At 45.5% G+C, this 16,086-nt stretch carries 16 protein-coding genes; 7 read left to right on the plus strand and 9 right to left on the minus strand.

From position 1 onward, the window contains the following. Nucleotides 1–95: 95 nt before the first annotated feature. The 3 genes from EC604_RS13605 to EC604_RS13615 all read right to left on the minus strand — a co-directional run bounded on the left by EC604_RS13605 (nucleotide 96) and on the right by EC604_RS13615 (nucleotide 3,334). Nucleotides 96–1,010 carry a tetratricopeptide repeat protein gene (locus tag EC604_RS13605; RefSeq protein WP_240036862.1) on the minus strand — a complete coding sequence of 305 codons (915 nt, stop codon included), beginning with the start codon at nucleotides 1,008–1,010 and terminating at the stop codon, nucleotides 96–98. A 111-nt stretch (nucleotides 1,011–1,121) separates the two neighbouring features. Further along, nucleotides 1,122–2,657, minus strand: a complete 1,536-nt coding sequence (locus EC604_RS13610) for a DnaD domain protein (protein ID WP_123064680.1) — start codon at nucleotides 2,655–2,657, stop codon at nucleotides 1,122–1,124. 383 nt (nucleotides 2,658–3,040) lie between these two features. After that, entirely contained in the window at nucleotides 3,041–3,334 is a 294-nt protein-coding gene (locus EC604_RS13615) for a YuiB family protein (protein WP_123064681.1), read from the minus strand. Nucleotides 3,335–3,561: 227 nt separating this feature from the next. On the opposite strand from EC604_RS13615, the gene hemQ reads away from it, so the two are divergent. After that, on the plus strand, nucleotides 3,562–4,308 hold the full coding sequence (hemQ, locus tag EC604_RS13620) for a hydrogen peroxide-dependent heme synthase (protein ID WP_123064682.1): 747 nt from the start codon (nucleotides 3,562–3,564) through the stop codon (nucleotides 4,306–4,308). Between the two features lie 354 nt (nucleotides 4,309–4,662). Here hemQ and EC604_RS13625 read toward each other — a convergent pair whose 3' ends face one another. Beyond that, nucleotides 4,663–4,917, minus strand: a complete 255-nt coding sequence (locus EC604_RS13625) for a hypothetical protein (RefSeq protein WP_123064683.1) — start codon at nucleotides 4,915–4,917, stop codon at nucleotides 4,663–4,665. Then, the gene (locus EC604_RS13630; RefSeq protein ID WP_123064684.1) at nucleotides 4,914–6,107 is read right to left on the minus strand and encodes an NAD(P)/FAD-dependent oxidoreductase; all 1,194 of its coding nucleotides are present in this window, start codon (nucleotides 6,105–6,107) and stop codon (nucleotides 4,914–4,916) included. Before EC604_RS13630 ends, EC604_RS13625 begins: the two co-directional genes overlap by 4 nt. 510 nt (nucleotides 6,108–6,617) lie before the next feature. Between EC604_RS13630 and EC604_RS13635 the strand changes: the two genes are divergently transcribed. Together EC604_RS13635 and EC604_RS13640 are read left to right on the plus strand one after the other, a co-directional pair. After that, the gene (locus EC604_RS13635) at nucleotides 6,618–7,619 is read left to right on the plus strand and encodes an NAD(P)/FAD-dependent oxidoreductase (RefSeq protein WP_123064685.1); all 1,002 of its coding nucleotides are present in this window, start codon (nucleotides 6,618–6,620) and stop codon (nucleotides 7,617–7,619) included. 79 nt (nucleotides 7,620–7,698) lie between these two features. Then, the gene (locus EC604_RS13640) at nucleotides 7,699–7,950 is read left to right on the plus strand and encodes a hypothetical protein (protein ID WP_192895110.1); all 252 of its coding nucleotides are present in this window, start codon (nucleotides 7,699–7,701) and stop codon (nucleotides 7,948–7,950) included. Nucleotides 7,951–7,971: 21 nt separating this feature from the next. On the opposite strand, the gene EC604_RS13645 is transcribed toward EC604_RS13640, so the two are convergent. After that, nucleotides 7,972–8,115, minus strand: a complete 144-nt coding sequence (locus tag EC604_RS13645) for a sporulation histidine kinase inhibitor Sda (RefSeq protein ID WP_024632651.1) — start codon at nucleotides 8,113–8,115, stop codon at nucleotides 7,972–7,974. A gap of 356 nt (nucleotides 8,116–8,471) precedes the next feature. Next, a complete protein-coding gene (locus tag EC604_RS13650; protein ID WP_123064686.1) occupies nucleotides 8,472–9,131 on the minus strand; it encodes a YheC/YheD family protein in 660 nt (219 codons plus the stop codon). 236 nt (nucleotides 9,132–9,367) lie between these two features. Here EC604_RS13650 and EC604_RS13655 point away from each other — a divergent pair, with 236 nt between their 5' ends. After that, the gene (locus tag EC604_RS13655) at nucleotides 9,368–9,622 is read left to right on the plus strand and encodes a hypothetical protein (RefSeq protein WP_123064687.1); all 255 of its coding nucleotides are present in this window, start codon (nucleotides 9,368–9,370) and stop codon (nucleotides 9,620–9,622) included. 25 nt (nucleotides 9,623–9,647) lie between these two features. Beyond that, nucleotides 9,648–11,177 (plus strand): Ppx/GppA phosphatase family protein, encoded by a 1,530-nt coding sequence (locus EC604_RS13660; RefSeq protein ID WP_161556926.1) that lies wholly within the window; start codon nucleotides 9,648–9,650, stop codon nucleotides 11,175–11,177. Here the strand turns inward: EC604_RS13660 and ppk1 are convergent. Further along, complete coding sequence (ppk1, locus tag EC604_RS13665; protein WP_123064689.1) at nucleotides 11,137–13,218, minus strand: polyphosphate kinase 1; 2,082 nt, start codon at nucleotides 13,216–13,218, stop codon at nucleotides 11,137–11,139. The two genes, EC604_RS13660 and ppk1, sit on opposite strands and share 41 nt — an antisense overlap. A 247-nt stretch (nucleotides 13,219–13,465) precedes the next feature. On the opposite strand from ppk1, the gene EC604_RS13670 reads away from it, so the two are divergent. Together EC604_RS13670 and EC604_RS13675 are read left to right on the plus strand one after the other, a co-directional pair. Beyond that, nucleotides 13,466–13,693: a hypothetical protein gene (locus EC604_RS13670; RefSeq protein WP_123064690.1), complete on the plus strand. Its 228-nt coding sequence runs from the start codon at nucleotides 13,466–13,468 to the stop codon at nucleotides 13,691–13,693. A 380-nt stretch (nucleotides 13,694–14,073) separates the two neighbouring features. Continuing rightward, nucleotides 14,074–15,123, plus strand: coding sequence for a glycoside hydrolase family 53 protein (locus EC604_RS13675; protein ID WP_123064691.1), 1,050 nt, complete (start codon nucleotides 14,074–14,076; stop codon nucleotides 15,121–15,123). A 603-nt stretch (nucleotides 15,124–15,726) separates the two neighbouring features. Here the strand turns inward: EC604_RS13675 and EC604_RS13685 are convergent. Next, nucleotides 15,727–16,077, minus strand: coding sequence for a hypothetical protein (locus EC604_RS13685; protein ID WP_151458075.1), 351 nt, complete (start codon nucleotides 16,075–16,077; stop codon nucleotides 15,727–15,729). Nucleotides 16,078–16,086 lie beyond the last annotated feature (9 nt).

The following is a 16,086-nucleotide window of genomic DNA, read 5'->3' on the forward strand; positions in this document are numbered from 1 at the left end:
ATTCCGCCCTCTTTATAGCTGACGATAAATGCCAAAAACAAAAGATAGCCCTCTTCACTTCGGTCGAAGTGAGAAGGGCTATTTCTGAAATACATTTAATCCCTATATTCAGGATATTTATGTCTTGAGCAGCCGAACAAGTAACACCTGGAACTTAAAGAGGTTGTAAACTTAAATGGCGGGACATAACCTTGAGATATCTTTTGGATAAGATATTCGTATTCCTTTTTTTCATTTTGCAATCCGATCAGGTACGCCGCTTTATCACTTTCTGTCCAATCCTCATCGCACTCTTCTGCCTGTGCTTCCTCAATGTCACCTTGTTTTAACCGAATACATTCTTCTGCAATTTCAACCGCACGTTCCATTGCATTCGTTTGAACCAAAGCATAAATATATCTACTTATCCAGTCGGGCGACTTATCATAGGTGTTCCAGGATTTTTCAAACCAATGCACCGCTTCGGAAAAACATGCAAGCTCCAAGTACAGTTCTGCAACATGTACCTCTCCAACAAAATCATCATTACTTTCCAAGAAGGCATCCAGTTTGTGTTTTGCTTCAATGGTTTGCCCCAGCTGAATTAAACAGTGAACATGACTATACATGGCGTAATCCGAAGGCCCAGCACTTTTTAAAAATAAAGTTGAAGCCTCTTCCCACTCACAGAGATGATATTTGGCAACAGCTAAGTTATTGTATGCCTCTTGGGAAGGCTCCACAGCAATGGAGTCCGATAATACTACCACGGCTTCTTCCCATCTCTCCGTCAGAACAAGTAATTCACCCAGCAGACTGTATGGAAAATGCGAGGTTGGTTTCAACGCCACTGCTTCCTGAGCCAAATGTATAGCCGCCTCTACATCATCTTCTTCGTGATAATAAATCCAGGCCAGATTCGTCAAGGACTGAACATCCCTTGAATCATTCAATGCTTCCTGAAATAAAGTCAAAGCCGCATCATAATCATTATTTTCAAGGCATTCAATGGCTTTCTGATTCGTAGTCAACGATCTGCTCCCTCCTCTAAATGGTTGGTGCCCCTGGCTTTCTGACTTCCCCGTATATCTATTGAAAAAAGCGAGCCACCTCTTCCAAGGGACCCGCATGTATAAGCACAACTATAACGTTCCTTTTTGCTTGCTCGCCTGCATCTCCTGAGCAAATCGCATCATCTCTTCGAACTCTTCCTCCGAAACATGTTCCCCATCATGGCTTATGTCTTGTACAATCGGAATTTCGGGTTTGGCTTTGGTTCCTTTGCCGTATGTACGGGTACGGGTTCCAGCTGCTCCTGCAGCCTGCTTGCCTTTGACCTTCGCCTGATCACGGATATATTGTACAGCCTTCTCATACGTATTAACCTGCTTCAGCAACATATTGGAGGCAATGGCTTCGACAAAATTACGATTAATCCGTTGCTCGCCGCCCGATACAAGTAGTGCCATCAGATAATGAATCAATACGTTGATCACTTCACCAGGCAACTTATAGCTCAGATCAATTTTTTCAAAAATATCAACCAGATTATCCGGAACAGCCCCCGGGAAAAATGTCTGTAACAACCGAGTGTACGGCTCGTTACGAAGCATCATATTGTATTGATGGATATCACATTTGGTTGCAAATTGCGGCGGAACCTCGACATAATACTCCATCTGAACAACGTGCTCCACTGGCGGTTCACCAGAGTCATTATATGGCTGTGGCTCCTCCATATTCTGGCGAAGTGCAACCACCTTGGCGGCCTGTACCGTCTGCTGTTCCTGACGTTTCTTCGTTTGTCTGAATTGCATGCTCGCCTTGTGCTGAAGATCATCCAGCAATAGTTGTCCTTGCGGGCTGAATACACCATCCTCGTCGAGCAGTCGGCATACATCCTGCACGCTTAGATTAAACTTGTTCACTACAAAATTGACGATCCCCAGCTGTTCATGATCAAAACGAAGTTGTTCCACATAACGCCGGTTTACCGACTCACGCGGGAAACGTAAAATAATGTCCGCGTAATTCAGTGTGTTTTCTTCCACGGCATCATTCGTGCCTGTTCGCTGTGCCGATGTGGATACTTCGGATAGTGCCTGCTCCAGCTCGTAATCAATAACATGCGTGTTAAGCTCAAATATATCGTAAAAGGGAACTGAAATATTTTCTTTATTGGCTGCAACGTAAGGTGCATCCCCATTTTCAACTGCCGAAAAACCAGCTCTCAGCGACAACACAGCAAACTTGCCAATTTTGTCCCGAAGCAAAAGTGTCAGATGCTGTGTGCGGAAAAACTCTCCTGGCGAGAGCGGCGGCTGTAGTTCATACTCATAGATGTAATCATCATTTTCTGGAATATAGACCCTCGACGTCTGGAGCAGACCTACTGCTTCCAGCTTGGATGCCTGTTCCACGAGATATTTACGTCCTTTCTCGCTAGGTTCCAGCCCCAATGTCATGAACAGCCTTCGTTGTTGCTCAAGCGGGGAATAACCGACCTGTTCTCCGGGGAGATGCTGAAATAACAGCCGATACAAGCCAACCGCAAACGCACCTACCATAGGCTGGTAAGCTCCTGTAAGCATGCGGTCGTCCAGGGCGCTTAATCCAAACTCCCTGTATACGCAGTAGCGATGATGTTCCGTAAAATGATGCAAATTCTTCATGCGCATAGCCTGATCTCCTTCTTCCCCAAAGGTTGTTTTTCTATTCTATCATAAATGTCCGATCCTCAAATGCTCAAAAACAGGTAAAAAACCAACCCGTTCTCTCTCCGTTTCGTCCTAGGTCGACATCGTTCACGTTTTCGCAGAATTGGGCGAATTTTCAAATAAGCAGAGCCAAAGAGTCGCTAGAATACTATAAAAGCTACAGAGCGAGATTACAAGCGAAAATCGTTTAGATCTATTTATCTTAAGCTTATGAAAAAAGCGGACAAACATTCCCCTCACCGTTCATCACAACAAAAAAGCCTTCCCTTTGCACGCGTAAGCGTTTGCGTCAAAGATAAAGACTTTTTCAAGTTATTGCGGCATATGCCTTCACTTTCCAGTCATCAGAACATCCGATATCCGCCCAAACGCAGCTTCTGAATCGTCCAGCCGCTAATAATCGCACCCGCCAGGCCTGCAACCCCAGTCATGTAATCGACCAGCTGGAATGATCCAAGGTGCGACATGAGCGTAGATGAATGATCCCATAAGGAATATACCACCACAGGCAAAATAACGATGACGAACAGATAGGAAGGAAACCAGGTGGTCTTCATAAGCATATTCAAAATGAAACCGATACCAAACATCATGACAAAAAATAAAACCATTAATACAAGCACAGGTATAAACTGCATCGGCTGACGTTCACCTCTTCTTTCACACTTTCGGTTTTCCCTTCTGGATAGTAGTAAGTTTACCGCAAAAAATGTGGCGAAGCAACGAACTTTCTGGACAAATCTCCCGATTTTCACGAGAAGATCATTTGCCCTTCTGCTTCATATTGGGATACAATATAACGATAAAGCACTAAACCATCCCTTACCGGGATTTGGAAATATAATCCGCAGGAGGAACAAAATCCATGAACGAAGCCGCATCAACCCTGGAGGGCTGGTATGCCCTGCATGATTTTCGCTCGATGAACTGGACCGCCTGGAAAGCAGCCGACGATGAAGAGCGTGCTGTTGCCCTGGACGAGCTTCAAGAGTTTTGGAATGATTGGAAAAACGTTGAGGAGGCTTCCCAAGGCAGTACTGTAGTTTATACAGTTGTAGGCCAGAAGGCCGACTTTGTGATGATGCATCTGCGCGAGACGCTTGAAGATTTGAAGGCAGTAGAGAACGCTTTCAACAAAACGACGTTTGCCAAGTACACAACTAAAGCTTATTCATATGTCAGTGTAGTTGAACTCAGCAACTATCTGGGCAAAGAGGGCGAAGATCCGATGCAAAATCCGGAGATTGTTGCCCGCCTTAAGCCCGTTCTGCCACAGCGCCAATACATTTGTTTCTACCCGATGAACAAAAAGCGTGAGTTGAACGACAACTGGTACATGTTGTCCATGGACGAGCGCCGCACCATGATGCGCAGTCACGGCATGATTGGCCGCAGTTATGCGGGTAAAGTGAAACAGATTATTACCGGCTCTGTCGGATTTGACGATTGGGAATGGGGCGTTACGCTGTTCGCAGATGATGCACTTCAATTCAAAAAACTCGTGTACGAGATGCGCTTTGATGAAGTAAGTGCACGCTACGGCGAATTTGGCTCCTTCTATGTCGGAAGCTTGCTAAACGAAAGCACTCTAGAAGAGATGCTAAAATTGTAATTTGTTTCATACATGCAAGAATCGTCCAGCCTTCTATTGAGGAAGGCTGGACGATTCTTTTTATTTCAATACAGAAAAAAATCACCGCCGGATGTATTGCTCCGCGGTGATTTTGTTCATACATATTACCTACTTCAAGCTTGATTAGGATCTATATAAGTTGAATTGTTTAATGTTTACACAAAAAACGGAGAGGACAGAAAAAACCTGGAAAAGCGAAGCGGTCGCATTTATCACCGAATTTTCCCCTTTAAAAAAGGGAATCAAAAAAATTTGGGGATAACAGCGATGTGAAGGTTATTCTGTCATCGAAGTGCCCTGTGTAAAGTAACTTCTTTCAACTTAAATAGAGACTTAATCCTGCTCCTCTTCATCAACCGCTTTCAGTGATTCGAGAAATTCGGCAGTTGCGCGGTCACGGTCACGGCTCTTTTCCTTCAACCGCTCAATCGCTGGCAGAATGAGAATGTCCACTTCTTTTTGAACGATGTAGGCGAGGTCATACTGATTCTGTTCCTCCAAATAACCCCCGACCTGCATCAGACCGTTGTAGCGATCCAGTTCCTCACGGGTTAACAGACCGCGAACCTGTACACTGCAATGTCTCATCCGAAAAACCGTCCTTTCCTCAGGACCAGCGGAATGCCACCGATAATGAACAAGTAACGGAGATCCACCAGCTTTTTCAGCTGTGCTGCCTTCCAGCCCTTGTACTTTTTATCGCCAACGACGGCAATGGCTTCCCCTTTACCCAATGAGGCTACCGTACCTTTGCTGGTGAATTCAAAAGGCTGAGGCTGCTTGTTGCGAATGGCTGCGACAATATTTTTTGCGCAGTTCACACCTTGCTGCATCGCAATCTGTGCTGTTGGCGGATACGGTCTGCCCTCCTTGTTAAACACAAGGGAGTTGTCCCCGATCACATATACGTGCTCGTGCCCAGGAGCACGCAAATATTCATCGACCTTCACACGGCCACGCATCACTTCAAGACCAGCCTGCTCAAGTAAGGAATTCCCCCGAATGCCTCCTGTCCATACAACTGTGGCCGCATCAATTTTCTCACCATCTCCAACAATAACCCCATCGGGAAGGCATTGCTTGATTGGTACACCGATTTTAAAGGTTACGCCTTTTTTCTTCAGCACATTCATTGCATGCTCCACAAGTTCTGGATCGAATCCCGGTAATGCCGAGGGTGCAGCTTCAACATTATAGATGTGTACATGCTTCGTATCTACGTCAAATTCTTTGCATAGCTGCGGGATACGATCTGCAAGTTCTGCGACAAATTCCACTCCGCTGAAACCTGCTCCCCCCACAACAAACCGAATACGGTTTCGTTTATTATCGTTTTTGTACATTGCGAATTGATATTCGATATGTTCCCGAATCAGCCTGACAGAGTTGATGCTGCGAATGGTCATCGCATGGTCAAGCATACCCGGTATACCAAAAGTTTCAGGTTCTCCGCCTAGTCCAATGATCAGGTAATCATAAGACAACGTTCCATCCTCCAGAATGACTTTACGATCCTGAAGACGGATCTCCTTCACAGATGATTTTACCAGATCAATCTTGAATTCATCGATCAGTTTGGAAATAGAAACTCTCGCATGCTCTATTTTATCCGTGCCGGCTGCCGGCATATGTAGATGGGTTGTAATATAGTGATAATCATGCCGATTCACCAATGTGACGTCAGCTTCATTGTAGTTCAGTTCCTTCTGCAGCCGCTGAGCTGTCAGAATCCCGCCATATCCCGCTCCGAGAATGACGATTTTGGGAATGCTGCTCATATCTGTACTCCTTCCGGTTTCGCTCGCATCCTTCCTGGTATTGAGGTGGAATGCAAAATGCTCATACTTACAAGTATTGCTCAGGTCTTATCCAATATGACGACAAATGTAAAATTCGTGAGTGTATATTAACTTCTGTACGTATAATATCGACGATTATAGTTGTGAAATTAACCACAAGATTCCACAAAACAAGGTTGTTTCTTGACCTGATATCATGACTCTAATTTTGACAAAAAAACACATAGTACAGGTCAAGGATATCTGTATTTCTCGTAAAGATCAAGGTTTTTTTTGTTATTTTTCATAACCTTTCATTTCCAATTTCATCCTATTCTCACCAGAACTTCATCATTTATTCTCAGATTAGTGATCCAGCTGACTTTGCAACCCAGATTACACCGTTTATAATAGAAAAGACAGTTTGGAAACCATGCAGATGATGTGACCTAATTTGCGAAAATAATCACTGTTCTCTACCTATTAAAATAAGAAAGGTGTTGTTGATTTTTGACTGCACAGACGTCCGGTCATGAAATGACCGATTTACTTATTATCGGCGGTGGTCCTGCGGGCCTGTTCGCTGCATTTTATGGAGGTATGCGTCAGGCTTCCGTTACGCTGGTTGAAAGCATGCCACAGCTTGGCGGACAGCTGGCTGCCCTCTACCCGGAAAAATACATTTATGATGTAGCCGGTTTTCCGAAAGTTACTGCTCAGGAACTCGTGAATAACCTGATCGAGCAGATGAACCACTTTAACCCGAACATCCGCCTGGAAGAAAAAGTGGTATCGGTGGAGAAAAAAGAAGAACAGCATTTCATCGTAAAAACAGATGAGAATGAATATCATGCCAAAGCTGTTATTATTACGGCTGGTGTAGGTGCATTTGAACCGCGTCGCCTTGAACTTGAAGGTGCAGCCAAGTTTGAGAAAACCAACCTGCATTACTTCATCAGTGATTTAAACGCTTTTGCTGGTAAAAAAGTTTTGATTAGCGGCGGCGGAGATTCTGCTGTAGACTGGGCTCTTATGCTGGAGCCCATTGCTGAACAAGTTACTCTGATTCACCGCCGGGACAAATTCCGTGCACATGAGCACAGTGTGGAAAATCTGATGAACTCCAAAGTTAACGTTGTGACACCGACTGAAATTACGGAACTTCACGGAGATGACACCATCACCAAGGTTACTCTTGCTCATGTTAAGACAAAAGAAACACAGGAAATTGAAGTGGATGATGTGATTGTTAACTTTGGTTTCGTATCGTCCCTCGGTCCAATTGCTGAGTGGGGTATCGAAATTGACAGCAATTCCATCGTTGTCGATTCCCGTATGGAAACATCTATTCCAGGTATTTTTGCTGCTGGCGATATTACGACGTATCCCGGCAAGCTGAAACTGATTGCTGTTGGGTTCGGCGAAGCTCCGACTGCAGTGAATAATGCGAAAGTGTACTTCGATCCGGATGCCAAATTGTCCCCTGGACACAGTAGTAATATGAAACGCTAATTCAAAGAAATTTCACATAATATGGTACAAAAAAGGGTATCTTACTCCTTGAGAAATCTCATGATCAGGAGGGATACCCTTGTCTTATATATGCCCGCTGTGTAACGGTCTGGTTGTACCGGAGCAGGCTTGTCCCCACTGCCTTCAGGGACTGTCAGAATGCGGCAAATTAGACGACTACACCGGACCATACAGCCCCTACGAACTTCAAGCTTCCTCTGACATGGCAGACGAAACCGAGAGCGTTTGCAATCACTTGTTGTATTGTCACCATTGTCAGACCAGCATGCTGCTGCCTGTCTATTTATGGGACTTGTCCGGAAACCTGTAACATTGCCTGCAATGAGGATCTCTAGTGAAGAATGGCAGATACGTCGGTACCCAGTTTGCGCTTATGGATTTCTGCCAATAGCAGCGCGATGAAATCTCGTTCGAGATCCAGCTCGATCGCTTTATGGTAGGAATCCAACAACATCTCATCGGATAACATAGCCATTTCCCGCCACAACCTTTCCTTTATTTTCCTCAAAACTATCATATCAGAGATTGGATAAGAGAACAAGCGTTCTTGTTATCCACAACGACGTGTGGAAATCCTGTGTATAGTTTGTTGATAATTGGAAAAAACATAGAATATATATCAGTGGATAATGTGGACATTATTTATACACAGGATGGATAGCATCTCTGCACCATTCAGAATTAAAAGGAAATTTAGAGCAATTTTCATAGTTTCCGTCGATGCTCCGAATGTATTACCCAAAACTGAAAATTTTCAAACACTTTTCAACCTATTTCTCTTGTATATACTATCGGTTTTTCTTCCGTTTTCTTTAGCATTTCCAGTAATTTTCATTGTGGTCTAGTATTCACTTCCAAAATCCATATTCTTCCGGAGTGATCCAGTCCATAATCAAATCCCAGCTGGCCTATGCCAGGAAACTGACTTTCCATGATATGTGTGCAAGTTAAAGTTAAAGAACGCATCTCCTGCCGTTTGTATCGGTTCGCGATGTGAGGCAGTGATAAGGCGAGTGCTCTTTTGCCTGACAGCATCGTGCCCCCTTTACTCAGATTTGTTATACACAGCCCCGGACGAGCAAGTCTGCCAACCAAAGAGCGAAATACCCAGCCCTGTGCAGTCTTCACCACCTTAACTCTGTAATCCACAGGTCTTCCATGAATGGTTGCAAGATGAATCCCTTGTTGAATCATATATCTTCGTTTGGCCTTCGCCCGCACAAGGGAACGATACATCTGTCTGAAGCCTGCGAATGAACGAGTAACCTTCATATGTGTATACTTGTAAACCCCACCACTGCTGGATACTCGGATTACGCCATATCCTCCGCCGCCAACAACGGGTTTGATGTATACCATTCCATAACGTTGCAACATAAACAGCAAATTAGCTGCATTAAATGCCTTTGTCTGTGGAATATGAGCAGCAGCTACCGGGTATTTCATTAACGCAGCCGTCTTCCGCCATTTGCTTGCTAACTGTCTCGACATAGGTTGATCTCCTCTCTCCAAACCATGATCCTTCTTTATACATACTCACCCCATGGATGATTTTCTTGGATGATTGTCCAAGGCAGGGGCCCCTTTTCTGTGGAACATGTCCTGCTTGGTGTAACGGATTTTGAGACAAACGCTGGTTTACTTTTCAAACGGTTCAATCTGTCGTATGCTACTAAAGAATGACTTGTATTGGCTAAAAATGAGGATCTAAGGAGCGTTCAGAAGACATGGAAGCATTTTTCAAATCACTTTATGGTGTAGCCTACTTCGCAATGTCGATTGTACTGGTCGCGGTGACGGTACTTCTTTTCGTAATCGGGATTCGTCTGTTTATCAAAAAACGCAATCGCGGCTTTGCCCTAAGTTGTATTTTATTCGCCTGTTTCATCGTCTTTATCATCGTCGTGATGTTTACCACGCCCTTCTCTGCCACGCCTCCAGGCTCACCGGAAGCCATGGCTGCCCTGTTACATTATGGGTAACTGACCTTTGTAGAAGGAGATGCTTATGACACGAAATAATAAAACTCTTGGAATTGTTGATATTGGCTCAAACTCCATTCGTCTAGTGATCTATGAGGTGAGTGAAGATGGAGCATACCGCATTATTCATGAAGACAAATATGCTGCCCGGCTAAGCGGTGTTGTGGAATTGGATGGCAGTATCCAAAGATCATCCCTATCCACTGCCATAACCGTCCTTCGGCAATTTAAAGCCACCTGTGAGGCTTATCAGACTGAATTGATTCGGGCGGCGGCCACTGCGGCAATTCGCAATGCAATCAACGCGGCGCAGATTATTGCCTGGCTGGAAAGTGAGACTGGACTTACGATTGAATGTGTCTCGGGAGATCGTGAGGCCTATTACGGATTCTTGGGTGTAATACAGTCAATCGACCTAACCGACGGTTTTGTCGTTGACATCGGGGGCGGCAGTACGGAGATCACTGTATTCCGCAATCGCGAAAGATTGCACAGTGTTTCTCTGCCAATCGGTGCCGTGAATTCACATGCCCGTTATGGAGGCGAGGATCAATGGACCGAGGCCAATGAACAATCCCTTTGCAATGAAGTTATTGAGGCATTACAGGGACAGGCTTGGATTGGGGAACATCCCGGTTTGCCGCTCATTGGACTGGGCGGTACAATGCGTACACTCGCAAAAGTAGAGCAAAAGCGTACGCAATATTCTCTCCCAGTATCGCATCACTATGAAATTGGAGAGGAAGCAATGGAAAATATCGCCCTTTCCTTGCCCTACCTTACTTCCGCTCAACGCAAAAAAGTGCCGGGTCTCGCCAAGGATCGGGCTGACATTATCGTACCGGGCATATTGATCCTGCGTACTATATTCCGCATCATCCAGGGAGATCGTTATGTGGTAAGCGGAGCAGGACTTCGCGACGGGCTTCTGAGAGACTATCTCGCCGCTGGTCAGCCTTCCGCACCCGATGCATTGAAGGATAGCATCCGTAATTTCCTTTATTACGGCCCGCCGATCCCTGCGAAACGTCTGAACCGGATTCATCAGGATACGGTTACCCTATACACCGCTTTGCAAGAGGCTACACCTGATGCCTCTGATGAGCGAATTTTGTACGCATCCTCTATGCTTCATATGGCCGGCAAACAGATTAACTATTTCCGGTACACGCAGCACTCGGCATACTGGATTATGAATGCAAGCATCTACGGTCTGTCCCACAGGGAAACGATTTTAAGTGCCATTGCAGCCGACTATCATCCCAAAAAAAGAACGCCTCAACTGCTGCAGAAGCATGAGGACATTCTGAAAGATTCGGATACACAGCATGCTCACCGCATCGGCTCGTTACTGCGTGCATCCGAAGCGATCAATCGTGCGGAAAGTATTCTTGCTATTCATGCAGTAAAAGAAAAAGACTCGCTGCAGGTCACGTTGACCTGTACAGACGAGCCTTTACTGGAACTGAACGGCCTGGAAGATGCCGTCAAAGATTTGCAGGAAGCCTGGGGAGTTACGTTAAAACACTCCATTCAGCAGGCTTCCAAGGGATAATACCCATGGCCTCCGTCTGACTTCTCAGCGGGGGCTTTTCATTTTTTACAAATACATAATTGCCGTTTGGCATAAGCTCTCTGGCCTTCACATTGTCATTCAATGACAGATTGAGGATATCCACCAGCATTTTTTTCAATGAAGGATCAAATACGGGACACATCAGCTCAATCCGCCGATTCAAGTTCCGTGACATCCAATCTGCGCTGGAAATGAATACGTCCGGATTCCCTCCATTTTCGAAGTAGAACAACCGCGAGTGCTCCAGAAAACGGTCTACAATGCTAATGACGCGAATGTTCTCGCTCAACCCTTCCACCCCGGGACGCAAGCAGCATACACCGCGGACAATCAGGTCAATCTGCACCCCCGCCTGCGAAGCTACATATAATTGGTCTATCATTTCCTGATGTGATAAAGAGTTAATCTTAGCGATAATTCGAGAACGTTTGCCATTCAGCGCATGTTCAGTCTCCCGCCGAATCAGTGCAAACAGTTCGTCCTTCATGCCGTCCGGTGCCACACGAAATGCTTGCATCGCCTTGGGACCCGAATATCCGGTAATTTCGTTAAACAATTCAGACGCATCTTCACCAATGATCGGGTTAGAGGTGAATAACCCTACATCCGTATACACTTTCGCGGTACTCTCGTTGTAGTTCCCCGTACCGACGTGAACGTAACGCCGTAACCCTTGCTGCTCCCGGCGTACAACGAGGATGATCTTCGCATGTGTCTTCAGACCAACCAGACCATAGACAACGTGACAACCTGCTTTCTCCAACTTCCGAGCCCAAGCAATGTTGCGTTCTTCATCAAATCTGGCTTTGAGTTCCACCACCACTGTAACCTGCTTACCACTCTCTGCAGCAAGGGCGAGTGCCGGAATAAGACGTGAATCCCCATTCACCCGATAGAGTGTCATCTTGATTGCCAGAACCTGTGGATCTTCCGAAGCTTCCAAAATAAAGTCCGTCACAGGTTCAAAGGATTCATACGGATGATGAACCAGCACGTCCTGTCTGCGAAGCAACTCAAAATGGCTCTCTCTTGGCAAAAACTCAGGCGGATATACGGGCTTTACCGGAGTATATTTTAAATGCGAGAAACCTTCGAGGCTGTCCACAAATCCAGCCAGGAAACTAAGATCAAGTGGCCCATCAATCTCAAAAACAGGGTCCTGTATCTCAAATTCTTCTTGCAGTTCCTGCAGGGCGTCACTGCGGAAATCCTTGCACACTTCCAGCCTGACAGGCGCTCCGCGGAGTCTACGGCGCAGTTCTTTTTCGATCGCTTCCAGCAAGTCTTCCGCTTCCTCTTCATTAATAGAAAGATCCGCGTTGCGAGTCACCCGGAATTCTTGTACTGCCAGCGATATATATCCGCTGAACAAGGTATGAATATGGTGTTTAATCAGGTCTTCGATGAGAATGAAAGATTTCTTTTTGCTATTGGCCCGTAAGGGAACCTTCACGATTCGTGGAAGATTGGAAGGCACCTGCACGATCGCCATAAACGGCTCGCCATGCTGCTCATCTTCTTTTTGCAGCATAACCGACAGATACACCGACTTGTTGTGGACCAGTGGAAATGGTCGGCTCTGGTCAATAGCCATTGGTGTAAGCACCGGAAAAATAATGTCATGATAATATTGATCCATTGCACGTTGTTGTGTCACGTTAAGGTCTACGTATTCCTGAATGTGCACGCCCTTCTTGGTGAGAAGGCGAGTAAGCTCTCTATAGGTTTTATATTGCTCCGCGACCATAGCCCCGGTTCGTTTAATCAATCTGCGGTATAGTCCCGAAGGGGTGTAACCCGTAAAGTCTTTTTGCGTGAATCCTGCCTTAATCTTCTCCTTGGTCTCTGCAACTCGGACACTGACAAACTCATCCAGATTGCTGGCAACAATACCGAGGAACCTCATCCGCTCCAGGATAGGCGTCGTAGGGTCCTGAGCTTCTTGAAGCACACGTCTGTTAAATTCAACCCAGCTCAAATCACGATTAACATAGTTTCCTGTCTTGAGATCTTTATGCATGTATGGCCTCCGAATGTGATGCATGTTAATTCTTATTCGAACTTCTACTATAATTGTACTATTCGTAATCGGCTCCAAGCGTCATCGGAATGTTAACGCAGTGTTAAATTTATGTAAATGATAACTCATGACCGCAACTTTTTCCATCCCTTTACAAAGCACAATAGACAAGGTAAAGTGAACTACAGTGTGATTTGACCGGCTGTCGTTATTATCCCAAATTTTCGTTATGTTAAAGGAGTATCTCATGAAATCGAACAAACCTAGAACGTTACAAAAAAATATCGAGTTTTTCACCGCTGCCCTTTCCCAATGTGTAGTTACCGCATGGCAGGAAGATCCCGCAGGTGTATATTGTGAAGTCGGTCGCGGCATTGTGGAGAAGATCAGTGATGACAGTGTACGGATTCGCAATGATAATGGAACGAAGAGTCATTATGCACGGGAAACGACGATGTTTCAAACCGAAAAATAATTTTGCGTAAATATAAAAAAAGACTAGCTTTCTGAAACAGAGTGTTGTATACTCTTGCCACAAGGAAAGGAGGTGCGTCAACATTTCTAATCACATGTTGAACGTGTCCCTTACCCGATCCACTACTTCCAAATAAATGGGATGGTAATGGAGGCGCGGGATACGGATCAATGTTTTAAAAAGCGCCACGGGTAGAAGAGCCGTCTTCGGACGGCTTTTTGTTTTGTCTTTTTTTATAATACATACAGATATAACGTGTGAAAAAAGATGTAGAGGTTAAGAAAACAACCAAAATATTGGAAACGGACCCTTTAGGAGCTTGATTTCGGGAGGCTATAATGAGGATGCATCTCAACTTATAACCGAGGAGGCATGTTGTTATGTTTAGAAATGTAAGGGGTTTCAAAACAAGCATTCTGCTAGCTTTTGTTTTATTATTCACTTCTATCCTGCTACCAGCAGGCCAGTACGCCAGCGCCGCACCGAGTTTTGCCAAAGGAGCTGATATCAGTTGGGTTCCGGGCATGGAAGCTCAAGGGTACAAATGGAAAGATAAAAACGGAGTACAACGCGACATCATTGATATTCTGAAAAAAGATTACCAGATTAACTCTGTCCGGATCCGTGTTTTCGTTAATCCTTCCAATGATTATGGTAACGGTTATATGAATAAAGACCGTGCTGCCGCTCTAGCACAACGTGCTAAAAATGCAGGTATGAGTGTCATGTTGACACTGCATTACAGCGATTCGTGGGCAGACCCAGGTAAACAAACTAAACCGGCCGCATGGAAAAACTATAGTTTCCAACAGTTGATGGATGTTGTCTGGAGTTATACCCGTGACGTTATGACGACCATGCAGAGCAAAGGTGTCACTCCAGACTGGGTACAGATCGGCAACGAAACCAGCAACGGTATGTTGTGGGATGATGGCAAAGCTTCGGTGAACATGAAAAATTATGCTTGGCTCGTGAATACGGGACATAATGCTGTAAAATCCATAAGCAGCGGTACCAAAACCATTGTTCATCTTGCAAACGGAGACGATAACGCCCTGTTTGTCTGGAATATCGGTGGACTAATTAACAATGGGGCCAATTTTGACATGATTGCAATGTCTCTCTACCCTTCTGCTTCCGGCTGGAATACAGCAGTGACGAACACGGTCAACAATGCAAAAGATATGATTAATCGGTACGGCAAAGAAATTATGATCTCCGAAATTGGCATGGACAACAATCAGCCCGCGGCAGGAAAGAGCTTTGTCGCAGCGATGAAAAATCAGATCCGCAATTTGCCGAATGGCAAAGGAAAAGGTGTATTCTATTGGGAGCCACAAGCTACTCCAGGTTATAACGGTGGATACGGCAAAGGCGCTTGGCAGTCGAACATGATGCCAACGGCTACCCTGGAAGGGTTCATTGACTAAGCACGGGGGTTAGAAGCCTTATGCGCGGGAGGGAGCTGCGGGTGGTCGTTCCGGGGGCGGGGCGTTCTTTCGATCGCTGGTTGTCCTCGGATGGTTTTGGAATCCCCTTCATTGGGGAACATCCGATGACAAACGCGAACGCTCCGCTTCTCCAGAATCGCTCCCGCCCCTCCACTACTCGCTGCTCCTCAAGGAAGGGCTTCTAAAACGTGCTTTGGCTTTTCACGGGAGTATAGGGAAACAATCTGGTGGGAGCCGCGGGTGGTCGTTCCGGGGGCGGGGCGTTCTTTCGATCGCTGGTTGTCCTCGGATGGTTTTGGAATCCCCTTCATTGGGGAACATCCGATGACAAACGCGAACGCTCCGCTTCTCCAGAATCGCTCCCGCCCCTCCACTACTCGCTGCTCCTTAAAGAAGGGCTTCTAAAACGTGCTTCGGCTTTTCACGGGAGTAAGAGGAAAGATTATGAAAGGCGCTCACCCTTAGGGACAGCGCCTTTTGACGTTGAAGAGCGTTATTGCACCCTTATACTTATAGACTGGGTGCTTGGAGGAAGCCAAGGTTGGGCGTTCGGAGGGCGGGTTCAAATGATTCTGTTCGAAATTACATGAACACCATAACAACTATAAGAGATGCAAAAAGACTGAGGATAGCAATAACCGCTTGAATACAGCTAAACGATATATTTTCGATCAGAATCATGTGTTTTCTCTGTACAACATACGAAAATACAAATGCAGGAAAGATGACCGGAAGATATTGATGTAAATCCGCACCATTTGTACTTGGCAATATTGTGCCAAGATATCGGTTTGTCGTTTCGTTCACGATTAACCATGTATAGATCATCCCAATGATTACTGAAAAAAGAAACGGAGATATGAAACGAATCCCGCTTCCCGGCAGCACGGAACGACCAGGCTTGCCCTCTAGCAACTCATCATTAACCATCATTATTCTCCC

This window comes from Paenibacillus amylolyticus (genome assembly GCF_003719335.1).
Lineage (GTDB): Bacteria > Bacillota > Bacilli > Paenibacillales > Paenibacillaceae > Paenibacillus > Paenibacillus amylolyticus_D.